We start from the raw sequence: 22,911 nt of genomic DNA, 5'->3' as shown, positions 1-22,911 counted from the left end.
ATGAAAGCAAAATTCATTTTTATTGTCGCTATATTGCTGCTGTCCGGCAATACCGCTTTTTCGCAGGTTACCATTGGAACAGGTACAAGTGAAGGGCAATATCCATTCACTGCCAACTGGAAATATGTACGCAGCGCATCTTTATATACGGCTGCTGAAATAGGAAGTTATGGCAGTATTCAGTCACTTGCATGGTATGTAAGTACCTCATGGACAGGAAGTGTACCGATAAAAATATATCTGAAAACCACCACGGCAACTTCAATAACATCCAGTACCTGGGCAACCATGATTTCCGGTGCCACACTGGTGTATGACGGAACAGCCAATTTCGGATCGACCGGTTGGAAAACCATAGATATAACAGATTTTAATTATTGCATTGACAATTTGTTGGTCCTGTGTGAATCAAATGTGGGAACTGCCTGTTACCCGAAATTCAGATACACCACCAGTACCAATATGCACATGACGCTGACCTCTGATGCCAGTGCCCCGGCCGGTAGCGGAACTGTCGGTAGTGCGCGCCCCAACATTCAAATGACCATAGGGCCATCAACTGTAGGTTGCTCCGGTACTCCGACTGGGGGAACAGTTGCAGCCTCTCTTTCAAATGTTTGTCCCAATATCTCCACATTGCTTTCCGTTACCGGTGCGTCGGTGGGTTGCGGTCTTGTGTATCAATGGCAGTCATCAACTGATAATACAAATTGGACTGACATACCAGGTGCAACCGGAATGTCCTATTCAACTACTTTGTCGGCAACTACCTATTTCAGAAGAATTACTACCTGTTCCGACAACAGTCAGAGCAGCCCTTCGACCAGCGTTCAGGTAACTTTGAATCCGGTAGCTTCATGTTATTGCACCTCGACTTTTACGAACATGACCGATGAATGGATTTCGAATGTAACGTTCAACACCATCAATAATACAACCGGGCAGGCAGGCGCTACCAGCTATGGAAATTATACAGGTTTGAGCACTACTGTGAATCAGGGAAACAGTTATTCTCTATCCGTAACATTTGTTTCGTCCTATACGCAGGATGTTTTTGCCTGGTTCGACTGGAACCAGGACGGCGATTTTACCGATGCCGGTGAACAATATCAGTTGGCCGATAATATTACGGCTCCGACAACGAACACCATCACGGTCAATGTCCCTTCATCGGCGGCACTGGGCAACACACGAATGCGCATTATGACTTATGAATATGACGATCCGGGTCCTTGCCAAACGGCCGCTTATGGCGAAACGGAAGATTACACCATCAATATTACCGGTCCCGTTCCCATGGCATATTCATCGTGTACCACCACGCAGACGGTAACTTCAGACATTGGTGTTGGTGCGCTTTACCAGCAAATCATCGGTGTTCAGATAGTCACGACCGGATCAAGCAGTCCTCTGAGTGCTTCATCATTTACCTTCAATATTACCGGAACAACTTCAGCGGCCGATATCTGCAATGCGCGATTGTGGAGCACCGGAAATTCTTCTGTTTTCGCAACCAGCGTAATGGTGGGCAACACAGAAGCATCTCCTGCCGGAACTTTCACTATAAACGCAGGGGCCAATATGCCGTTTACTTTAGTTAATGGTACCAATTATTTCTGGTTGACCTATGATGTTACACCCACTGCAGTCGTTAATAATTATGTTGATGCCGAATGCACCAGCATTACAATCGGTGGCATTGCTTGCACGCCTGCAGTGACAGCTCCAGCGGGACGACGACAAATTAAAGATCTCTGCACATCCGGCATTGGAACAGGTTATGTAACCGTGGCTGCTTTGCCTTATTCGGTTGCAAGTCAGACTACAAGCGGAATGGCAAACAATCTCACTTCAACCACTGCATCGGTTTGCGGCTCTTCGTCCTATTATGCCGGCCTCGATGTCGTTTATAAATTCACTCCGGCCACATCCGGAAATGTTACCATTACGCTGACTTCGGCCGGAACCAACACGGCGTTGGTTCTTTACGATGGCTGCCCGATTGTTGGAATGGGCGGTTCTTGTGTTTCGTATTCACAAAGCGCAACCGGAAATAAATCAATGTGTGTTGCAGTTACAGCTGGTCACGTTTATTATTTGTTGCTAGATAATTCAACAGCTACAGCAGTAACATATTCATTAAGTATTTCTGCACCGGCTGCGGCTTTGGCCAATGATGATCCGTGTGGGGCCACATTACTTGCATCGGCAACAACCTGTACTTATAGTGTACAAACAAATCTTTGCGCGGGAAACTCACTGAGTGTACCAGCTCCGACATGCGGCAATTATGCAGGTGCGGATGTCTGGTTTCGGGTTGTAGTTCCGGCTGATGGCGCAATAACTATTGATACGCAGACGGGCGATCTGACCGACGCAGCCATGGCGCTGTACACTGGTCCCGATTGCTCAAATCTTACTTTTCTCGAATGCGACGACGATGACAGCGATAATGGATACATGCCTAAAATCAGCCGCTCCGGGCTCACCCCGGGTTCTTCGGTCTGGATCCGCATTTGGGATCTTGATGGCAACCTCACCGGCGCATTTTCTATCTGCGCACTTGAAGCTCAGAAATGTCCCGCAGGCTTAGGGACAGGAGTTATCTCCGGCATTTCATTGCCATATTCACAGACTTCGACTACCTGTGGTGCTGTAAACGATGTTGCTGGATCAGAAATTGCGAGCCTTTGCGGCAGCACGAGTTACTATGCCGGCGAAGAAGTTGTTTATAGTTTTACGGCTGCCTCAAGTGGTTCTGTTACGTTTAACCTTGCCTCAACCGGGACTTACACCGGAATGATGCTCTTCGACGGTTGTCCGTTCAGCGGAACCTGCGTAGGCTATCAGCAAAGTTCTTCGGGTGATAAAAACATGTGTGTCGGAGTTATAGCGGGGCATACCTATTATCTGATTCTCGACAATTCATCAACAGGTGCCTGCTATCCATATACGCTTAACATCAGTGGCATTGCAGCCGGACTTGCCAATGATGATCCTTGTGGAGCAACCATGTTATCCGTCGGATCTTCCTGTTCTTTTTCGCCGGTTACCAATGCTTGTGCTGGTACTACAACCTCTGTCCCAGCACCGGTTTGCGGGACTTTCTCCGGCGGCGATGTCTGGTTTAAAGCCATTGTACCTGCTTCAGGTTCGGTAGCTTTTGATACAGAGCCCGGAACAGTACTTGATGGATCAATGGCGGTGTATACAGGTCCGGACTGCAACAGCCTGACCTTGCTTGACTGCGATGTCGATGACAGCGAAAACGGTCTGATGCCAAAAATCGTTCTTCACAATCAGACACCTGGATCAACCATCTGGGTTCGCTGCTGGGAAGCTGGTAATGATAATAATGGCACATTCGGCATATGCGCGACCAATCCTCCGGCCATCCCAAGTTGTGCCACCAATCCTGCGGCCGGTGATTTATGTCTGACAGCAACACCCATCTGTAATCTGAATGGCTATTGCGGAAATACAAGTGGTGACTACACAGTTGATGCACCGGGAAACCTTGGTTCGCTTTTCTGTGGCACCATTGAAAACAACTCGTGGTTGTCCTTTGTTGCTGAAGAATCTACCGTCACTCTTAATATCTGGGTAATGAATTGCCTCAACAACTGGGGAATTCAGATGGAAATTTACGGCTCTTCAGATTGCAATACTTATACATCGTTTTCGAATTGCTGGAATCCAGGCGTTATGGTTGATGGAACAGTTACAGGCACGGGATTGACTCCTGGGCAGAAATATTATCTCATGATTGATGGTTATTCGGGAGATATCTGTGACTATGTGATCGGAGCCGGTTCAGGATCCGGCGTCATGATCCCCGATGCCGGAATTGATCAAAGCATAACGCCTCCTGATTGCGCCACTTTGTCGGCATCGGGCGGTACCAGTTATGCGTGGTCTGCCAACCCGGCCGATCCCAGCCTGTCGCCGGCCGAAACCACCCAACAAACTATTTCGGTTTGTCCAACTGTGCAGACTACTTATACCGTTTCAGTAACGGGTGGGAATCCTTTATGCCCTTCCAACGGTACCGATGAAGCCATTGTTTTTATCAACAGTGCATTGCCGGTAGCGTATCTTTCGATGGACGCCGTATGCAACGGGGAGTTTGTCCGGGTAAACTGGAGTACGGCATCGCAGATTAACTGTGATTACTTTGTAGTTGAAAAATCGGTTGACGGACAGTCTTTCATTGACATTCGGACCATTCACTGCGCCGGCAATTCCAATTCAGTCTTGAATTATTCCGTAAAAGACGACAATGTGACTACACACATCAATTACTATCGGATCCGGCAGGTCGATATTGATGGGAAAACTAATTATTCGCAGGTGATGACAGCTCAGTGCGAGAACAACAGTGTTCCATTTGCCGTTGCTGGAAGTTACAGCAACAGCCAGGTTTTTGTACGCTTTGATGGAATGAATGGCAAGCAGTATGTGGTCAGTCTGTTTGATATGGCAGGAAAAAGAGTGTATTCAGAATTGTATATTGCCGGAGCCGATGAAACTGTTGAATTAAAAGTACCGGCCGAAAATCTCATGTCAGGAATGTATCTGATTAAGGTTGAATCGGAAAATGAATCGGGAAATCAAAAAATAATAATTGAATAGCTTCTCTTCTGAAAACACATATTGATTCCTGACGGTAAAACCTCTGTTGCTAATGCAGGGGTTTTGTCTTTTGTTGTAAAGCTGGAAAAAATGATTTATTTTTATTGCGCCAAATATGAGCAAATGAAAATGCTGAAAATCCGGATATTATTTTTACTGCTATTTCTGACTTCAAATTGTCTTTATGCTCAGAATCCAGATGGAAAAGCTGAAACACTATCCTATTCATCGCCAGGTGCAGACGTTGAAAGACTCAATAATTCAATAGCATCAAGTGTTCAATCCGAAGATTATTTTCAGGCAGCAACGGATTTGATTTCAGTTGCACGAGCGTATAAACTGCAGGGGAATTTTGATGAAGCCCTTTTTAAATTGTTTTATGCGCGGGAAATAATAACCATTCATCTGCAACAGGATGCTGTTTCAGACTTGCTTATGGGCGAATGTCTGGAAACGATCGGAGAAATTTATTATTTCCGGTTCATGGAAAAAAGATCCGAAGCTTTCTATTTTGAGTCCCTTAGGTATTTCATGAGGGCTTTGAATTTTCAGCGTGTTGCAGGGGTTTTACAACTTCTTGTTGAATCTGAACTCGCCATGGGTGATACCGTTGCTGCAAAAAAGGGTGTGGAAAGTCTTCAGCTATTGGCTGCATCGGTAGAACTCAGCGCTGTAAAAGCTCATTATTTTACGGCCAGGGCTGCGCTACTTTCTTCTTTCGAGCAACCAGATTCTGCAATTATCTACTATGAAAACGCATGGAAAATATTTAAGAATAACAATGATGTTCTTAACGCGTCGAAAATCCTGGGGTTTTTGGCCGAGAATTGCATTGGCACAGGTGATTACCAAGCCGCCATTCAATGGAGTGAAAAGGGCGTTGAATATAACACCCGCAATAAAAACACCGGCGGATATTTCGAAATGGTTTATTACAAAGCTTTTGCTACCGGTTTTTTTGATATTAATGTAGCGATTACAATTGCTGAAGATGCGCTTGATAGTATTTCAAAAACAAAATATTTATTTCACGAAGGTGTGTTTTATTCGTTGCTCGTGAATGCGAATACTGGACACGATGCCGACAGGGCGCTCTTTTATATGCAGAAATATCTTGATACATATAAAAATGTTTATGGCATGGCCAGTGAGCAGCGAATAGCAGAAATGACACTGAAGGTTTTTACTGATCGGATGAATATTCGCATTGAGAATCTGAATACACAAGAGAGACTCAACGAAAGAATAAGAAACGGTCAGCGGAATATGATTTTCTTTTTTGTCATTGCGCTTCTTGTGTTGTTGATTGTGACAATAGGAAATTTGAAAAAACTGCAGTTCAGGTTGTTTCTCTTTCGTGATTACATGAGCGATCTGATGCCGCTGCCAGTATTCTTTCTAGCGTTTGAATTGTATTTTTTTCTTTTGCTTGCTTTCTTCAACAGCCCTGATTTATTTGCGCTTCCCGGATTTTCACCTTATTTGCATCTTGCCTTATTGTCGGCCATCCCATCAATAATTGCTACTTTTGGCATGGCTTCTTTCCCGGCCAAATGGTCCAATGCACCGAAAAACAACCGATCATTTTCAACCGTTGCTTTTTCAGGGTTGTTGATAATTAATATTTCAGTAGTTGTGTATTTGCTATCATTCGGATTAATTGAATTTAGCTTGTTTGCCATACTGAATGCCGTTTTCACTTTCACCGGGCTTATTGTGGTTCCTTTGTTTTTTATGGTTATTTATATTGAAAAGGTGATGTTGCGCAAACATATTCATGAGGCCGGACTTATGAATACAAGAATTCGCGAAAGCGCACAACTAGAAAAACCAAGTGCGAAAAAAATCCGCATCGTTTCAGATAAATCGAAAGATGTGTTTGAAAGTGACTCAACGGATTTGTTGCTCGTGGAAGGGCAGAGCAACTACACCAAGTTTTATTTCATCGCAAATGGTTCACTGAAAACAACGTTGTTGCTTATGACGTTAAAGCAGGCTGAGAGCCAGCTGCAGGATTACAGGGAATTTATCCGTTGTCATAAATCCAATATAGTGAATCTGACACGCGTGAAAAAGGTGAAGGGAAATTCGCATGGATACAAATTGTCGGTGCCTCCAATCGAAGAACCTGTAACGGTTTCAAAAAGTTTCATCAGTGAATTTAATGAGGCGTTTAACCGCTTTTCAGTCGACGCTGGGTCATCGATTGATGAATAAATAAAAAAAGCTTCGCCCCGAAATGAAGCAAAGCTTTTTTAATTGGACGTTTTGAAAGGTTATTTATACTCCATATTCTTTTTCCCGGTGATCTTTTCGCAATAGTGGCAGCGGAGTTTCAGATCTTCCTTGTCAATCACGTAAAAGCGCGTAGGAACCGCTTCTTTGTTGGTGATGCATTTAGGATTGAAACATTTCACCATCTTATGCACTTCGTCCGGAATATGCACTTTGGTTTTGCTTTTCACTTCGTAGTCGCGGATTTCGATTACCGTGGCGGTGGGTGCAATGAGTCCGATCTTATCTATTTCTTCTTGTTTGAAAAAATGATTGGAAACTTTGATGATGCCTTTGCGACCCATTTTCTGGCTTTCGAGATTGGCTCCCATGTAAATCTGTTCAGTGAAGTCTTCGAGTCCGAGAATGCTCAGCACTCGCTGCACAACGCCCTGCGGGATATGATCAATGACGGTTCCGTTTTCAAGGGCTTTTACCTGTAATGAATGATTATCGTTTTTTGTCATGATGGTTTCTCCTTATACTTTAAGTCCTAACATGTGTGCAATCAGTGCTTCGCGCACAAACATTCCGTTTTGTGCCTGTTTGAAATAATATGCCTGTGGGCTGTCATCCACATCGAGGGCAATTTCGTTTACTCTTGGTAGCGGGTGCAGCACTTTCATTCCGGGCTTGGCGTTGGTCAACAGCTCGCGGTTGAGCACGTAGCTGTTTTTCACTTTTTCGTATTCCATCGGATCCGAGAAGCGTTCGGCCTGTATGCGGGTCATGTAAATAATGTCGCTCAATGGGATGGCCTGGGTGAGATCGGTGTATTGATGATAGGGCAGTTTTTTATCCTTGATGTGGAGTTTAACGGCACTGGGCAATTTTAGCTCAAAAGGAGAAACGAGGTGGAATGTGGTGTTGAACATGGTCATGGCAATACTCAGACTATGAACGGTACGTCCATATTTCAAATCACCAACGAAGGTCATATTCAGATTGTCGAGGGTGTTCTGGGTCTGGAGAATGGTGTAGAGGTCAAGCAGGCATTGGGTCGGGTGCTGGTTGGCACCATCGCCGGCATTGATGATGGGGCAGGTGGCCACTTCGCTGGCGTAGCGTGCACTGCCTTCGACAGGATGACGCATCACAATCAGATCGGCATACTGATTCACGGTCTGAATGGTGTCTTTCAGCGATTCGCCTTTCTGCGTACTGGTGCTCGAGGAATCGGAAAATCCGACGACACGGCCGCCCATGCGGTTGATGGCTGCTTCGAAACTCAAACGGGTGCGGGTCGATGGTTCGAAAAACAGAACGCCGACCACCACACCGTCAAGAATTCTGCGGTTGGGGTTTTCTTCGAATTTTTTGGCCAGCTCAAGGATTTCAAGAATCTCGTCCTTCGAGTAGTCATTGATGGATACCAGACTTTTTCGCTTCATGGATTTATATTTACTGTTTATTTTGGTTTGTAAAGTCAAAAAAAAAGCGACTTAAAAAAGTCGCTTTTAAAACAATTATTTCTTCAAATTGTGTTTGGCAATGAACTCGTCAAGTACTTCTTCGAGATCGGGTTTGCCGATTTCCTGAAGTTCGTAGCCAACTTTAACAGTGGGCTTGCTGATTTTGACGATGCGGTTCAGATCGATCGGGGTAGCAATTACAACTGCGTCGCAAGGAGTGTTCTCGATTGTTTTCTCGAGGTCCATGATCTGCTGGTCACCATAGCCCATAGCAGGAAGTAATGTTCCAATGTTAGGATAGATTCTGAAAGTTTCGGCTAATTTACCAACGGCATATTGACGTGGGTCAACCAGTTCGGCTGCACCAAATTTCATGGCTGCAACAGTACCGGCACCAATTTTCATTTCACCGTGGGTGAGTGTTGGGCCGTCTTCGACAACCAATACGCGTTTACCTTTAATAAGCTCAGGTTTGTCAACGGTCAGATATGAAGCACCGTCAATAATCTTTGCATTAGGGTTAATGCGGAGAAGGTTAGCACGTACAGTATTGATGTTTTCGAGAGAAGCGCTGTCGATTTTATTGATAACAATAACGTCTGACATGCGGGCAACTACTTCACCAGGATAGTAGCTAACTTCTGCACCCGGACGGAGGGGGTCAGCAACACCTACGAGGAGATCTGGTTTGTAGAATGGGAAGTCGTTGTTTCCACCATCCCAAAGAATAATGTCGCATCCATCTGGATCTTTTTCAGCTTCGCGGAGGATTGCTTCATAATCAACACCAGCATAAATGACGTTTCTTTTGGTCACTACGTGTGGTTCGTATTCTTCCATTTCTTCAATGGTGCATTTGTGTTTTTTCAGATCTTCGACAGTAGCGAAGCGCTGAACTTTCTGTGCAACGAGGTCGCCGTAAGGCATCGGGTGACGTACAGCCACAACCTTGAGACCTTTTTTGGTCAGAATTTCAATAATGCGGCGTGAAGTCTGGCTTTTTCCGCAACCTGTGCGGGTAGCGCCAACGGCGATCACCGGTTTGGTTGATTTAACCTGGGTTTCGCCAGGTCCAAGAAGCATGAAGTTTGCACCGCAAGCGTTAACAAGAGCACTTACGTTCATAACGCGAGCGTAAGGAACATCACTGTATGCGAAAACGCAATCAGTTACATTCAGTTCTTTTATAAGTTTAGGAAGGTCCTGTTCAGCATAAATAGGAATACCCTGCGGATATAATTCTCCGGCTAATTGTGAAGGGTATTTACGACCATCAATGTCAGGAATCTGTGCAGCAGTGAAGGCTACAACATTGTAATCAGCATTTGTTCTGAAATAAGTGTTGAAGTTGTGGAAATCACGTCCAGCTGCTCCAATGATAATAACATTTCTTTTCATCGTTCAACGTTTTGTTTTGAATTTGTTGCAAAATTACATTTTTAAACAGAACTATCAAATTATTAGATAGAATAATTTTTTTGACAATTGTTAAGAAACGCTATAAGCGTGTGGGCGTAGGGTACCCAACATTTTGATCCTGCCGCGGCAGGATAATCTCCCCGACAGACATGCTTTGAGTAGAGGCGCGGTCCCGGAATCGTTGGATCTTAAGACTCTTTCCGACGATTCCAGGTCAGCAGGCTGCATGGTCAACCTTTTCCCGCTGACGCTAAAATGTCGGGAAATTCAACGCCCAATGCACCCAACATTTTGGCGTCCGCCATACATGCTTTGAGTAGAGGCGCGGTCCCGGAATTCCGCCGGTGGGCGGACAAGCTGTTGGGTGCTTAAGGCTCTTTCCGACGATTCCAGGTCAGCAATGTCTGGTTGTTACTCCATTCAGGCTGGCGCTAAAATGTCGGGGAGAGCACATAGCTTACAGCTGCCACGTTCCGTCAATTATTACTACTTTTGCAAACAAAAAAAAGATGTTCACTCAGCTTCTGGCGCAGGCCACATCGGATATTGCATTCGGACTCTGGAATCAGCAGGTGGCGCCCGAATCCATTCAAATGGAGAAAACGCCGCCGCATTTTGCAGGCGATGTCACCATAGTGGTTTTTCCCTTTGTCAAGATGGCCCGTCTGAAACCGGAAGACACGGCTGATGCAATTGGAAAAGCGCTTTCAGAAAGATTTTCCGAAATCGACCAGTTCAATGTGGTCAAGGGTTTTCTAAATATTTCATTCAAACCTTCATTTTGGCTTTCTCAAATTGCGGAGGCCGCTCCGGTGGCTGAATACAGCCGTCCGTCCGGCATTGCGCCCAAAACCATTGTCGTTGAATACAGCTCTCCCAATACCAACAAACCACTGCATCTTGGACATATCCGTAACAATCTGCTGGGCTGGTCGCTGGCCGAAGTGTACAAAGCTGCCGGGCATAATGTGATCAAAGCCAATCTCATCAACGACAGGGGCATTCACATCTGCAAAACCATGGTGGCTTACAGCATGTGGGGTAACAATGAAACACCTGAATCTGCGGGTGTAAAGGGCGATCATCTGATTGGAAAATATTACGTGCTGTTCGATAAAGCCAACAAGGATGAAGCCGCCGGACTAGGCATTGAAAAGCCCGAAGATGGCGACACACCGCTTATGCAGGATGCTCGGGCTATGTTGCGCGACTGGGAAAAAGGCGAGCCGCATGTGATGGCTTTATGGAACAAACTCAATAGCTGGGTGATTGACGGTTTCACTGATACATATTCGAGGCTGGGTGTTGATTTCGACAAGGTGTACCGCGAATCGGAAACCTATCTGAGTGGAAAAGATATTGTACAGAAAGGACTTGCGGAAGGCCATCTGCAGCAGGATCCGGATGGATCGGTGTGGATCGATCTGACCGATGAAGGACTCGACCGTAAAATTCTGCTTCGCAGCGACGGCACCACTGTTTACATGACGCAGGATATCGGTACCGCTGTGGCGCGTCACGCCGATTTTAATGCCGATCGCATGGTCTATGTGGTGGGCAACGAACAGATTTATCATTTCGATGTTTTGAAAAAAACGCTGAAAAGATTAGGCTACGACTGGGCTGACAACATACTCCATTACAGTTATGGCATGGTGGAACTTCCCGAAGGAAAGATTAAATCGCGCGAGGGGACTGTGGTTGATGCTGATGATTTGCTGGATGAAATGAAACAAACCGCTGCCGATATTTCGAAAGAAGCTGGCAAAGCCCAGGATCTGCCTGCCGTAGAGCAGGACAAACTGCATGAAATGATTGGGCAGGGGGCATTGAAATATTTTATTTTGCGTGTAGATCCAAAAAAGAACATGCTGTTCAATCCTTCCGAAAGTATTGATTTTAACGGCAACACAGGCCCTTTCATTCAATATACGCACGCACGGATCTGTTCTGTTTTGAACAAAGGCCGCGAAGCGGGAATTGATGTTGATACGCTGAAATGGTCTGCTGCTGCTGATTTGAAAGAGCATGAAAAACATTTATTGTATCAGTTGCTCACACTTCCGCAGATGATTGAAAAAGCGGCAACCAACGAAAGTCCGGCAGTGGTGGCCAATTACAGCTTCGAGTTGGCGCAGATGTTCAACAGCATGTATCAGGAAATATCGATTCTGCGCGAGCCGGATGAGACTTTGCGCAACAATCGTTTGTTGCTTGCGCAGCGCACGGCCGAAACGCTGAATTTTGCCATGGGACTGCTTGGTGTGGGAATGCCGGAAAAAATGTGATTTACAGTAGTCAGTGATAAGTTATGAGTTAATGGTTAGGAGTGAGGTTAAATGCCGAAGGCTTAAAAGGAGCTGCGAAGCACCATCAGATACTCCGGAGGAGTTAAATATTAATAGCCCGTATGCCCGCCAGGGCTCCGGGGATGAGCAAGTTGGTTATGAGTGATGGGTTATGAGTTTTGAGTGGTTTTTTACTGACAACTGTCAGTAAAAAACGTTTAAAAGTGATACAGTAAGCCCGATGAAGAATGCTTTTCAGTCCTCTGTAACAATAAATTTCTTTCTGAAACTGACTTCGGATGTGAACTTTCCGGCTGCTATATAAAGACCTTTGCTCAGAGTCGAGATATTGACCCTGACTTTTTTCCCCGCAGTAATCTGGTTAAAATGCATGACGGCATATCCGCTGGTGTTATAAATAACCAATTCCGAAATGCTGTCGTTTCCTTCAATTGCAATGGTATTTGTTGCTGGGTTCGGATATAAAACTATACTGTTTTCGGGAACTATCACGTGAAAAGGAGTATCGAGCGGCAGATAAGTTTTTGATTGATAAAGCAAGGCTGTTGTGTCGCGCCCCCAGTAATCAGAGACACTATCCCAGTAATACCAATAATTAAAACTCAGTGACAGAACAGGCACGTCAGAATCAGCGTTGTACCATTCGTATTTGACTGAGTTTCCACCGGCAGCACCCGGATGATTGGGTATGGGTTGGTAGAAAGTTGAATCCGTGGTTTTAATTCTCAACACGTTCTGATAGGTTGTGTCGGGGCATATCAGTGATCCCCAGGCGTCTCCCTCTTTTTGCCATGCAATAGTCTTTTCCTGCATGTTGTCATGCCTTTCATTAATTGATCCATATCCAAAAGGGAATGATATAATCGGATAGGATTTGTCATCCATCACAAAGCACGAAGTGTATTGATCGCTTCTTCTTTCATAAGCAATTATAAAGGCTGTATCTGTAATCTGATAGACATAACCGTTGACTTGGAGGAATGAGTTATCAAGATTGTTAAGATAGTCATGCAATTCATTTGTCATGCAGCAACCCGGAAACGGATCAAAAGCCGTATCCTGTGTGTAATGAATGGTTGAAGAGTCACCGGTAAACACAGCACCCGAAATATCCCAAACGGTGTCGGCGCCTGCATGAAACAAATCGGAATAATTAAATTGTATTTTTTGAAAAGTGTACTTGTATTCTGCTTTGGGGGTGTTACTGGCGCTCAGCGTAATCTGTGCCGTTGCATTGCCGGCAAAAAGATGCAGTGCAATAAAACCAACTATGACAATTACATGGTGTCTCATGATTCTATTCTCGTAGTAAGAAAGTCAAAGATAATAATATTTTATCAGGCATAAGACTATTATTTACATAATTAGTTGCATTCTGCCAGATATTTAACGTCTGTCTATAATATTGAAAGACAGAACAAAAGCAACTTTCAACCGTCCAAAAGCGACGCAGGGGCTGAAGTACATGGACCCGTTGTTTTTGCTGTTGTTACGACGGTTCCATGTTCCGACCGGTTAAAAATCCCTCGAAGGGTTCAAAACCCTTCGAGGGATAGTATTCGGCCGGAACGGTGGAATGTCGTAACAATGTTTTGTTTTTGTTGAAAAAGCATTTTTAGAGAGGCCCTTATGCTGATTCAGGGCAAGCGGTTTTAGTAACAGCGAATAAAATTTGGTTTTATTGGTTGTAAATAACATTGTACTTTTGTGGCAGATAATTGTTTCAATGGACACAGAGTTACTTTTTGCAGGATTGACCATCGCGGAACTGATCGGATACACCGCATCACTTATTATTGCAGTTTCGATGCTGATGACTTCCATCCTGAAAATGCGGTGGATGATTTTTTCGGGCAATATGATTTTTATTGTTTACGGCATCCTTATCGGTGCATATCCCATCATTGTTCTTAATGGTTTTAATATGGTTGTGAACGCTTATTTCATCTGGCAGGCGTATAAACTGCAGGGGAATTATGCGGTACTGCCTGCTAATTTGAATGCACCGATGCTGGAGCGTTTTCTGGTGTATTATGCCAATGATATCCGCAAGTTTTTTCCCGATTTTCAGCGTTTCGAAAAAGAGGACATCGTTTTTCTGATTGTGAAAGGAACAGCGGTAATCAGCGTTGCGGGCTTTCGTAAAAATCACGATGGCAGTTGCAACGTGGTGTTAGATTATGTTGCAAACACGCACCGCAACATGAAACCCGGAAAGCTTTTGTTTGAACGGGAAAATGTTTTCGCACTGTTAAATACCGATACAATTTTTGCTGAATCTTTCCATATCCGGCATACGGTATATCTGCACAGAATGAAATTCAAACCAACCGAAAACGTAAATGAATTTGTGTTACGAAAGCCTTATTAAATCAACCTTTTGTAATATTCAAAACTGATGCTTACATTTATTTTGAATTGATGGATGTAATCTCAAGCGTCCAACCCATTTCCATTTTTAAAATCAAGGGGAGTGAGGCGTTGTCCCAGATCCAAAATTTACAGGCTTTGTCAGTTTCGGCATAAATAATCGGGAGTGAGGATTCTGTTCCATCAATTAAAACTTTCATTGTTGAATTCTGAACAAAACGAATATTCTGATTAATCCCGTCAAGACTCATTTCTGTGGATTTTCCGGCTTTAAGCTTTTTAAATAGCGCTTTTGAAAAAATTACTGTTGTTTCATCTTCTTTCGTTATATCGGTGCCTTTTTTGAAATAATCAAACATTTTGGTGGCTTTTTTTAAGGCCTTTGCAGTGAGGGTCACAGATCCTGTCTCATCACCGCCCATATCCCATTTGAATGAAAAATCAGGCTTAACAGAATTGACAGTAATGTTGAACGGATACCCGAGACTGAGATTCCAACTGATTTTTGCGCCGGGAGTGATGGTGATTTCTTTTGTAGATTCCTGCGCATTCAGATTCATTGCCATTGATAGAAAAATCAGCAGCACTGGGAAAAGCATTTTTTTCATACGAGTGGTTTTTTGGTTTATACAAAGAAATAAAAAATCAGGAAACTCTTCAAGGGTTTAGTTTTCGGCTGCCAGCACTTTTTTTATCCATGCCTTCATATACTCCAGCACCTGCGGATCGATGGTTGTTTCTATCATGGCATATTCTCCGGTAAGTCCCGTTGTACATGGCTGAAATAAATGATTCAGTCCGGGAAACACATGTGTCTCTTTGTAAATTCCTGATTGCTGAACCAGATAAGTGTTGAATGCTTCCATGTTGGGCTCTGCAGGCACCTGAACGTCTTTTGATCCATTGATCGCCAGTACATTTGTCTTTATTTTTTTGATGTAATTGGATGGGTTGATGGCCAGAAAATACTTGAACCAAGGTGTTGAAAGCTGCATCAGCATTGCCGTGATATAACTCTCGCCAAGCCCAAATTCTTTTTTCTGATCTTCGGATAGTGGTTCAGATTTTTCTTTAAACAAAATCAATGCTTTTTTGCGTAGAGTGTCTGCGTTTTTCTCTGTCAGAACCAGGTCGTAGAGCGATGTGTTGAAATTCCAGAAAAAATCCCTGATGTCTTCGTCGGCGCCATATCCTTTCATGATTTTGTCGTTTTGCATGACAAGCAATTGCGAACAGGGAATAGAAACGCCGGCCATTGATATCACAAAGCGCAGTGATTTATTTTGCGAAGCCTGCATCAGAACGATGATTCCGCCTTCGCTGTGACCAACCATGCCTATCGATTTTTTATCGATATATGGCAAAGTTTTCAGGAATGAAACTGCTGCGCCGGCATCAGTATTCAGATCCGCTGTTGTTGCCTCATTGAATTTCCCCTCGCTTTTTCCGACACCGCGGTCATCGTAACGCAGCACTGCAATACCGTTTCGGGTGAAATAGTCGGCAATGAGTAAGAACGGCTGGTGCTTCAATAATTCCTCATTGCGATCCTGAGGGCCACTGCCTGAAACCAGCACCACAACGGGCCAAACATTGGTTGTGTCGGGAATTGTTAGCGTGCCTGCCAGTTTTATTTTTGCTTTTTTATTTTGGAATGTTACATCCTTTGCGATGTATGGAAATGGCGGCTGTGGTGTCTGTGGGCGATTCATCCTGAAAGCCTTGTCTTCGGGTGTAAGCGCCATATTCAGAGGGATTTCAGTTCCCGACTGATACCAGAAGCCAAGCAGGCTGTCCCCTTTTTTAACTGCTTTGTATGTGGCTCTGAAAGCGGCCAATTCCACTATAAGGCTGTCGTTTTCCGTCTTGAGCTTTATGCTTTTATAATCTACAATCAGTTGTTGCGGTATGTCCATGGTGCCTTTCAATTTGGCCCCATCCTCCGAAATGCGCAGCACCACGAGGAAATCAAATTTGTCTTCTTCAAGTGTTCCCTGCCAGATTCCTGCGAATGGTGATTGTGCAGTGGATGTGAAAAAGGACAGCAGCATCAGCGAAATGATAAATATCTTTTTCATAGCGATAGTTTTGAAACAATGTTTTACTTTCGCAAATTAAAGAAAAAAATGATAATAATACTGTCTCCGGCAAAAACAATGCATGTTCCGCTCACTGCTCCTGCGTTGAGCACGGTTCCCGTATTTGGAAAGGAAGCCAGAGATATCTGCAATGAAGTGAAAAATCTTTCATTTTCTGATTTTTCAAGATTGCTTAAAGTAAGTGGTGGCTTAGCCCGACAGGCGTATGATACCATGCAGCAATGGATATGGCCTCATGACCCGAAGATAGCTTCAGCTGCAGCTTTGATGTACGACGGGCCTGCCTTCAAGGGTTTAAACGCGCACGATTTTTCGAGAGGTGAATTGGAATTTGCACAATTGCATCTGCGCATTCTGAGCGGACTTTATGGGGTGTTGCGGCCGTACGACCAAATATTGCCGTATCGGCTCGAAGCACAAACGCCTGTTTCGGTGCGTGATCAAAGGAATCTGTATTCATTCTGGAATTCACATCCGGCAAAAAACATTGAAGCTGACTTGAGAAAACTGAAAAGCAATCTTCTGATTAATCTCACTTCGGATGAATACGGCAAAATGATCATTCCACATATTTCTGCCAATGTCAGAATTATTAATGTTGCTTTCAAGGAAATGAAAGCTGGAAAGCCATTCATCAACGTGGTTGAGATGAAAAAGGCGCGTGGAATGATGTCGCGTTTTATCATTCAAAACAGGATTACGGATGTTGAAAGTCTTACAGCGTTTGATTTGAGTGGTTATTATTTTGAACGAAAGCTTTCGGATGAAAACAATTTTACTTTTCTGAGGGGATAATATGCGCAAAGAACTTCTGAGACTGGCTGTTCCAAACATTCTGGCAAACCTGAGTATTCCGCTGCTTGTCACCGTGAATCTGGCTGTGCTGGCGCATCTTGAATCTACTTTATATTTGGCGGCGGTGTCGCTTGCAGGTATAATTTTTAATTTTATTTTGTGGAGCTTTAGCTTTTTGCGTATGTCCACAACAGGAATAACGGCTCAGAATTTTGGCGCAAAAAACACAAGTGAAATTTCAGCATCATTTTATAGAAGTGTTTTAATAGCTGGTTTTATCGGGCTTCTGACTATACTATTCCGTAATCCGATTTATTGGATTGGCATTGAAATGCTGCAACCTGATTTTGCGTTGGACGGAATCATCACTGAGTATTATGATATCCGTATTTGGGTGGTTCCGGCTTCGCTGCTGAATTTTGTAATACTTGGCTGGTTGCTTGGCGTGCAGGATTCAGCTGCTGCCATGTTGATGATTATTTTTGAAAATGTAATTAATGTTGTGCTCAATCTTGTTTTTGTTGTCGAATTGGGCATGAAAGCCGACGGCGTGGCGCTTGGAACATTGATTGCGGGCTGGAGTGCGTTGGTGTTTGGGATAATCATTATTCTTGTAAGACATCGAAAGTTGCTTGTGAAGCCGGTTTTGAAAGTTGTATTTCTTTTTTCGAAACTGCTGCGTGTGCTGACTGTCAATGCGAATATTTTCCTTCGCTCATTTAGTTTGCTTACTGTTTTCTCATGGTTTACCTATGCTTCTTCGTTGTACGGAAATGATGTGTTAGCTGTAAACACTCTGCTGATGCAGTTTTTCATGTTCTTCTCGTTTTTTATTGATGGCTTTTCATATGCAGGCGAAAGTCTCAGTGGAAAATATCTGGGTGCGGGAAAGATCCGCCTGTTGCGGCTTACCGTGAGAACGCTTTTCCGTTGGGCATTGGGAACAAGTCTTGTTTTTAGTTTGCTTTATTTCATGGGCGGACAATGGATTTTTGGTTTGCTTACCGATAATCAGACATTGCTTGATCTCGCTCTGAAGCAGCGTTTCTGGGTGGTGCTGATTCCACTGGTTTCTTTCGTTGCATTCATGTGGGATGGCATTTTTGCCGGAATGACACATACTGCTGCTATGCGCAATGTGATGCTGATAGCGGTTCTCGGAGTATTCTTTCCTTTGTATTTTTTGCTTGAAAGCGTTTTTCCTGAAATGAATCTCTGGATCGCATTTTTGTCTTTCTTTGTAGCACGAAGCGTTGGAATGACGCTGGCCAAACCGAGGCAGTTGAAAGTTCTTAAAGTTGAAAAGTTGAAAAAGAATTTTTAGCAGTTGTTGGCTGCCGAAGGCGTACAAATGAGTTGCGAAGCTCCATCAGATACTCCTCCGCCTCCTGCGGAGTAAACTCCGGAGTTAAATTAGAATAGCCTCGGGCCCCGCCGCTGTCACACTGAGCCCTGCGTTCCGCAGGATAAACTCCGTCGAAGTGTCAACAGCGGGATAAACTCCACCCCAGGAACAAGGCGTGCGACGTGTCACGTTTTACGTGAAGCACCTTTAAAAAAACGGAATTTAAAAAGGGACGATATGTAAGATTAGTGGTAGTTGTCAGCCGAAAAACTACTTTCTGACAAGATCGGCAAACGTAGTCTTTTCAAGCTTTTCGGACACATAGTCGCGAATATCTTTCATGATGTTGATGAAGCCCGGATGCTTTTCAGTGGGTGACGATCCATAGAAATAGGTCGAAACACTTTCAACCGGAGCCAGCGCCCCATCAATTAATCGGATGATTTCGGCCAGTGATATTTTCGAAGATTCTTTCGCAAGTTTATAACCGCCTTCGGCGCCTTTGCGGCTGTGGAGGTAGCCCGCATTTTTCAGCGTGATCAGAATCTGTTCGAGAAATTTTCTTGGAATATTCCAGGTAGTTGCAATGGACTCAATTTTAGTATATTCGTCAGATTTGTGACCCGACAGTTCTATCATGGCTAAACAGGCATATTCGCACTTTCTCGATAGTTTCATGGCTAATGATTATAAACAAAAGTAAGAAAAATACGCAAACCTGACTTGTGATATAGAATTTGCAATGGAATTAAAAAATGGAACTCTACCCATGGCGCGGATTTGTAACCGAAGCGCTATAAGCGCTGAGCTCATGAACTCCTTAAAAATAATTTAACGGGTAAATAATCCGTGACATGGGTTATAACGCAGCAAGAAACGCCATCGTATCAACTCCATCCGCGTAGTCATCAATGCGCGGAGACTGCGCCTGACCAGGTTTTACAGCGTTTTCGATTTCATTTTGTGTGGAAACAACGCATTGAATATGATCGGTATTTTCCGAAATATATTGTTTCACTTCGCTGATATCGCTGTATTCAGAAAAATGAACAACGGCCACAGGAGCGGCTGTGGATTTGTTTTCGCGCAGCAAATAAAACGAACCATCGAGGGGCTCTTCTTTCGAAAGGCTGAAATAGCCTTTGTAGTACACATAGTTATTGGCAAATGCGTTGTGATATTCCAGATCTTTCCATGGCAAAAAGGCATCAAAAAGTCTTTGTTTATCGAAGCCTTGTGGCAGAAAAATCAACGACACATTGCGGCATCCGAGACCGAAATACATAAAAACATCGTTGCTCAAATTATGCAGATCCTCGTCGCTGTCATTGTTGTGAACTATTGCAATACTGCTTCTGCTGTGGCGAATGATGTTTGGCTTGCCGGAGAAATAGGTGTCAAAAGTTTTTGCCGACTGATTACTCCCCGTTGCAATTACCGCATCAAAACCGGTCATCAACCCTTCGTGATAATGAATGCGGTCCGTCCATTCCGGAAAGTATTTTTCTGCGATTCTGAGCATCCATGGAATTAAAAATTTGTCATCCGAAGACAATTTTATTTCGGCAGAGTGCCCTGAAAGTAAGGTGCAGAGCACATCGTGGAAGCCAACAGCGGGAATGTTGCCGGGTAAAACCAACAGTATTATTTTTGCAGTTGCTGTCGTTTCCGGATAATTTTTCAGCCAGCCTTCAACGGCATTTTTATCCGACATCATGTCTGCAAGCGCATTTACGGAAGCAATAATGTTTTCTTTCGTAAACCACTTATTGTGAATTTGTGTCTGATAAAAGGCTTCGGGCAGATCTTCGGTTGAAAAGAGTTTTGTGCCGGTGCGAAATTCGTCGGCCCAGGCGGATAAGCGGCTAATGATAGAATCGGTTTTCATTTTGTATTTCGTCTTTGCGAAGATAATATTTTATTGTTGATAAATATCATCATCCCGTTTAACATGATTGCTGAAATGAAAGACTACCTTTGTATCCGATTTCCACTATAGTATGAATATTTCACTTGTTAGCTATTTAAACTCGTATCCTTTTCATTTCGGATTATTGAATGCAGACGACGGTTTGTTTTCGCAGCTTAGCATCGTAAACCCGTCAATTTGTGCAAAAAATTTTGCAGAAGGGATCAGCGATGTTGCGCTCGTTCCGGTTGGATCGCTGAATGATCTGGAGAATTATCAGATTGTAAAACCGTATTGCATCAGTGCTGACGGGCCGGTACGCTCTGTGTTGCTTTTAAGTAACAGGCCTTTGCTGGACATAAAGCACATTTCACCCGATAGTCATTCGCGCAGTTCAAATCTGTTACTGAAAATCCTCTGTCATAATCACTGGAACATACATCCGGCCTTTGTGAAACACGATGATGCTTCGGCCGATGCTCGAATAGCCATTGGCGACAAAGCGTTCGGACTGCAGAAAGATTACAAGTATTGTTACGATTTGAGTGAGGCCTGGAAAGAGATGTCTGGTCTTCCCTTCGTGTTTGCTGTCTGGATTGCACGCAATGACGTGAAAGACGATTCCTTGAAGATTCTAAAAGCAGCGCTGGAAGCGGGAATACAGGATCCGTCAGCCGCAGTGAGGCATCTTGGTTCAGCCGGACTTTCGTTTGACGATGCTGTTTCGTACCTGACCGACAATATCAATTACCGCATGAATGCTGAATCCGAAGAAGGGATGAAGTTGTTTTTGGCATTGGCGGCAAAAGTGCTTTAGAACACTGAACAAGGAACAAGGATGTACGAAGTTTGAAGGATTTTAAAACAACCTCCATTTGTATTTGAAAACTTCTTTGAAATTCAATAATAAAATTTGAATTTGTGGAATTTTTAATCCGTAATTCAAATCTACCTTCCTACTTTGCTTCTAACTTCTCACCTCCGTTCAGACTTCTTCCTTCCTTGTTTTTCTTGATCCGTCTGAATGCACGGATTGTTCATGATTCAACTCATTTTCTTTTCGCAAAATAATTCCACACCATACCCGGAAGTCCGAGAAATGGTTTTTTGCTTTGGGAGAGAAATACGCCCAGAATAACGATGAGGACTCCGGCCAGTTTACGCAACGGAAGTTCTTCCATACCAGATAGCAGCGCCATCAAAGCAGTGAGAACAGGTATCAGGTTGGCAAAAATGGTTGATTGCATGGCTCCGATTTCGCGAATACCGGTGGAGAACAAAATATAGGCAATGGCAGTTGCGAAAATGGCCAGTACTGCTGTGGCTGTCAGCATCTGCCAGGTGAATTCAACCTGAGCAACCACGCTGAAATCGGAGAATAAAAACAACGGAACATACAGTATGGCTCCAATGAGCGTTTGGTAAGTTACAATGGTAAAGGAATTATATTTCTGCGTAAGATTTTTTATAACAATGGTATATCCGAATGCGCTGAATACTGCGAAAAACATGAATGCCAGCCCAACCGGTGAAGCGGACAGCGTGTAGTCGTCTTCGAAAATAACAAGCAATACTCCAATAAAGGAAATAATAATTCCGAAGAAATTTGTTTTATCAACTTTTTCTTTAAAGTATGCGTATAGTACAAAAGGAATGAAAACTGGAATGGTGGCAATGATGATGGAGCCTACTGTTGCTGAAACATGCACCAAACCGTTGCTCTCGCCAATGTAATACAAAAAGGGTTCGAAAAAGGCGAGTGCAAGAAATGACCGGCGGTCTTTTTTCTGAATTGGCTGAAGTTTTTTTGCAACTTTCGTGAACAATAGCAATGTCGCTGATGCCAGAATAAGTCTCATGAAAACCAGCATGCTGGGCGGAACTCCGTAGGAATAAACTATTTTGATAAGCACATAGGAATAAGCCCATACCGCCATGGCGAACATAAGCCCGATATACACCCAGAGTTTGCTTTTCACGTTGCAAAGATAGTGTTTGTTGAAAGATGAAAAGTAAGCGGAAAATGAATTTTACCCGGCGCATTTATACAGGGCCAAAGCATTAAACTCCTCAAAAATCTGCAGGAATCGTAGGATCACAGAGTCCCACAGAGTGACAAAAAACAAAAGCCGGTTAACAGTGAACACAACGAAGTTGTGTTAATCAATTACAGCATATCAAATTATGAAAGCGTGCTTTCAAATTCACTTTGCTGTAATTGATACCGGCTTTTGCCTGATTAAATCTACTCTGTGAATTCTAAGACATATGCAAGTCGTTTTTAAAATTTTCTTTGTAAAGTGTAACAAAAGGAGATTGTCTTTTTGTAACTGCGAAAACCCTATAG

General features: G+C 43.7%; 16 protein-coding genes. 7 read left to right on the top strand and 9 right to left on the bottom strand.

Annotated features, from left to right (window positions below; all coding sequences use genetic code 11):
• Both A2W93_15700 and A2W93_15695 read left to right on the top strand, forming a co-directional pair.
• Complete coding sequence (locus A2W93_15700) at positions 1 to 4,632, top strand: hypothetical protein (GenBank protein OFY53113.1); 4,632 nt, start codon at positions 1 to 3, stop codon at positions 4,630 to 4,632.
• Between the two features lie 21 nt (positions 4,633 to 4,653).
• A complete protein-coding gene (locus A2W93_15695; GenBank protein ID OFY53112.1) occupies positions 4,654 to 6,849 on the top strand; it encodes a hypothetical protein in 2,196 nt (731 codons plus the stop codon).
• A 59-nt stretch (positions 6,850 to 6,908) separates the two neighbouring features.
• Here A2W93_15695 and A2W93_15690 read toward each other — a convergent pair whose 3' ends face one another.
• The 3 genes from A2W93_15690 to A2W93_15680 all read right to left on the bottom strand — a co-directional run bounded on the left by A2W93_15690 (position 6,909) and on the right by A2W93_15680 (position 9,716).
• Positions 6,909 to 7,373 carry an aspartate carbamoyltransferase regulatory subunit gene (locus tag A2W93_15690; protein OFY53111.1) on the bottom strand — a complete coding sequence of 155 codons (465 nt, stop codon included), beginning with the start codon at positions 7,371 to 7,373 and terminating at the stop codon, positions 6,909 to 6,911.
• A gap of 12 nt (positions 7,374 to 7,385) precedes the next feature.
• Positions 7,386 to 8,297 carry an aspartate carbamoyltransferase gene (locus tag A2W93_15685; GenBank protein ID OFY53174.1) on the bottom strand — a complete coding sequence of 304 codons (912 nt, stop codon included), beginning with the start codon at positions 8,295 to 8,297 and terminating at the stop codon, positions 7,386 to 7,388.
• A gap of 75 nt (positions 8,298 to 8,372) precedes the next feature.
• Positions 8,373 to 9,716, bottom strand: a complete 1,344-nt coding sequence (locus tag A2W93_15680; GenBank protein ID OFY53110.1) for a GTPase — start codon at positions 9,714 to 9,716, stop codon at positions 8,373 to 8,375.
• Positions 9,717 to 10,246: 530 nt separating this feature from the next.
• Here A2W93_15680 and A2W93_15675 point away from each other — a divergent pair.
• The gene (locus A2W93_15675) at positions 10,247 to 12,025 is read left to right on the top strand and encodes an arginine--tRNA ligase (GenBank protein OFY53109.1); all 1,779 of its coding nucleotides are present in this window, start codon (positions 10,247 to 10,249) and stop codon (positions 12,023 to 12,025) included.
• A 255-nt stretch (positions 12,026 to 12,280) separates the two neighbouring features.
• On the opposite strand, the gene A2W93_15670 is transcribed toward A2W93_15675, so the two are convergent.
• A complete protein-coding gene (locus tag A2W93_15670; GenBank protein ID OFY53108.1) occupies positions 12,281 to 13,339 on the bottom strand; it encodes a hypothetical protein in 1,059 nt (352 codons plus the stop codon).
• Positions 13,340 to 13,772: 433 nt separating this feature from the next.
• Between A2W93_15670 and A2W93_15665 the strand changes: the two genes are divergently transcribed.
• On the top strand, positions 13,773 to 14,417 hold the full coding sequence (locus tag A2W93_15665; protein OFY53107.1) for a hypothetical protein: 645 nt from the start codon (positions 13,773 to 13,775) through the stop codon (positions 14,415 to 14,417).
• 37 nt (positions 14,418 to 14,454) lie between these two features.
• Here the strand turns inward: A2W93_15665 and A2W93_15660 are convergent, their stop codons facing one another.
• Complete coding sequence (locus A2W93_15660) at positions 14,455 to 15,024, bottom strand: hypothetical protein (GenBank protein ID OFY53106.1); 570 nt, start codon at positions 15,022 to 15,024, stop codon at positions 14,455 to 14,457.
• Positions 15,025 to 15,081: 57 nt separating this feature from the next.
• The gene (locus A2W93_15655) at positions 15,082 to 16,494 is read right to left on the bottom strand and encodes a hypothetical protein (protein ID OFY53105.1); all 1,413 of its coding nucleotides are present in this window, start codon (positions 16,492 to 16,494) and stop codon (positions 15,082 to 15,084) included.
• Between the two features lie 48 nt (positions 16,495 to 16,542).
• On the opposite strand from A2W93_15655, the gene A2W93_15650 reads away from it, so the two are divergent.
• Both A2W93_15650 and A2W93_15645 read left to right on the top strand, forming a co-directional pair.
• The gene (locus A2W93_15650) at positions 16,543 to 17,310 is read left to right on the top strand and encodes a hypothetical protein (GenBank protein OFY53173.1); all 768 of its coding nucleotides are present in this window, start codon (positions 16,543 to 16,545) and stop codon (positions 17,308 to 17,310) included.
• 1 nt (position 17,311) lies between these two features.
• On the top strand, positions 17,312 to 18,634 hold the full coding sequence (locus tag A2W93_15645; GenBank protein ID OFY53104.1) for a hypothetical protein: 1,323 nt from the start codon (positions 17,312 to 17,314) through the stop codon (positions 18,632 to 18,634).
• A 291-nt stretch (positions 18,635 to 18,925) separates the two neighbouring features.
• Here A2W93_15645 and A2W93_15640 read toward each other — a convergent pair whose 3' ends face one another.
• The gene (locus A2W93_15640; GenBank protein OFY53103.1) at positions 18,926 to 19,333 is read right to left on the bottom strand and encodes an Rrf2 family transcriptional regulator; all 408 of its coding nucleotides are present in this window, start codon (positions 19,331 to 19,333) and stop codon (positions 18,926 to 18,928) included.
• 181 nt (positions 19,334 to 19,514) lie between these two features.
• Positions 19,515 to 20,543, bottom strand: a complete 1,029-nt coding sequence (locus tag A2W93_15635) for a hypothetical protein (GenBank protein ID OFY53102.1) — start codon at positions 20,541 to 20,543, stop codon at positions 19,515 to 19,517.
• Positions 20,544 to 20,655: 112 nt separating this feature from the next.
• On the opposite strand from A2W93_15635, the gene A2W93_15630 reads away from it, so the two are divergent.
• Positions 20,656 to 21,381, top strand: a complete 726-nt coding sequence (locus A2W93_15630; protein OFY53101.1) for a hypothetical protein — start codon at positions 20,656 to 20,658, stop codon at positions 21,379 to 21,381.
• 232 nt (positions 21,382 to 21,613) lie between these two features.
• On the opposite strand, the gene A2W93_15625 is transcribed toward A2W93_15630, so the two are convergent.
• On the bottom strand, positions 21,614 to 22,543 hold the full coding sequence (locus tag A2W93_15625) for a hypothetical protein (protein ID OFY53100.1): 930 nt from the start codon (positions 22,541 to 22,543) through the stop codon (positions 21,614 to 21,616).
• Positions 22,544 to 22,911 lie beyond the last annotated feature (368 nt).

The sequence above is a fragment of the Bacteroidetes bacterium GWF2_43_63 genome (assembly GCA_001769275.1).
Lineage (GTDB): Bacteria > Bacteroidota > Bacteroidia > Bacteroidales > DTU049 > GWF2-43-63.
Note: the sequence above shows the minus strand (reverse complement) of the source record. Positions and strands in the feature narration are given on the sequence as shown.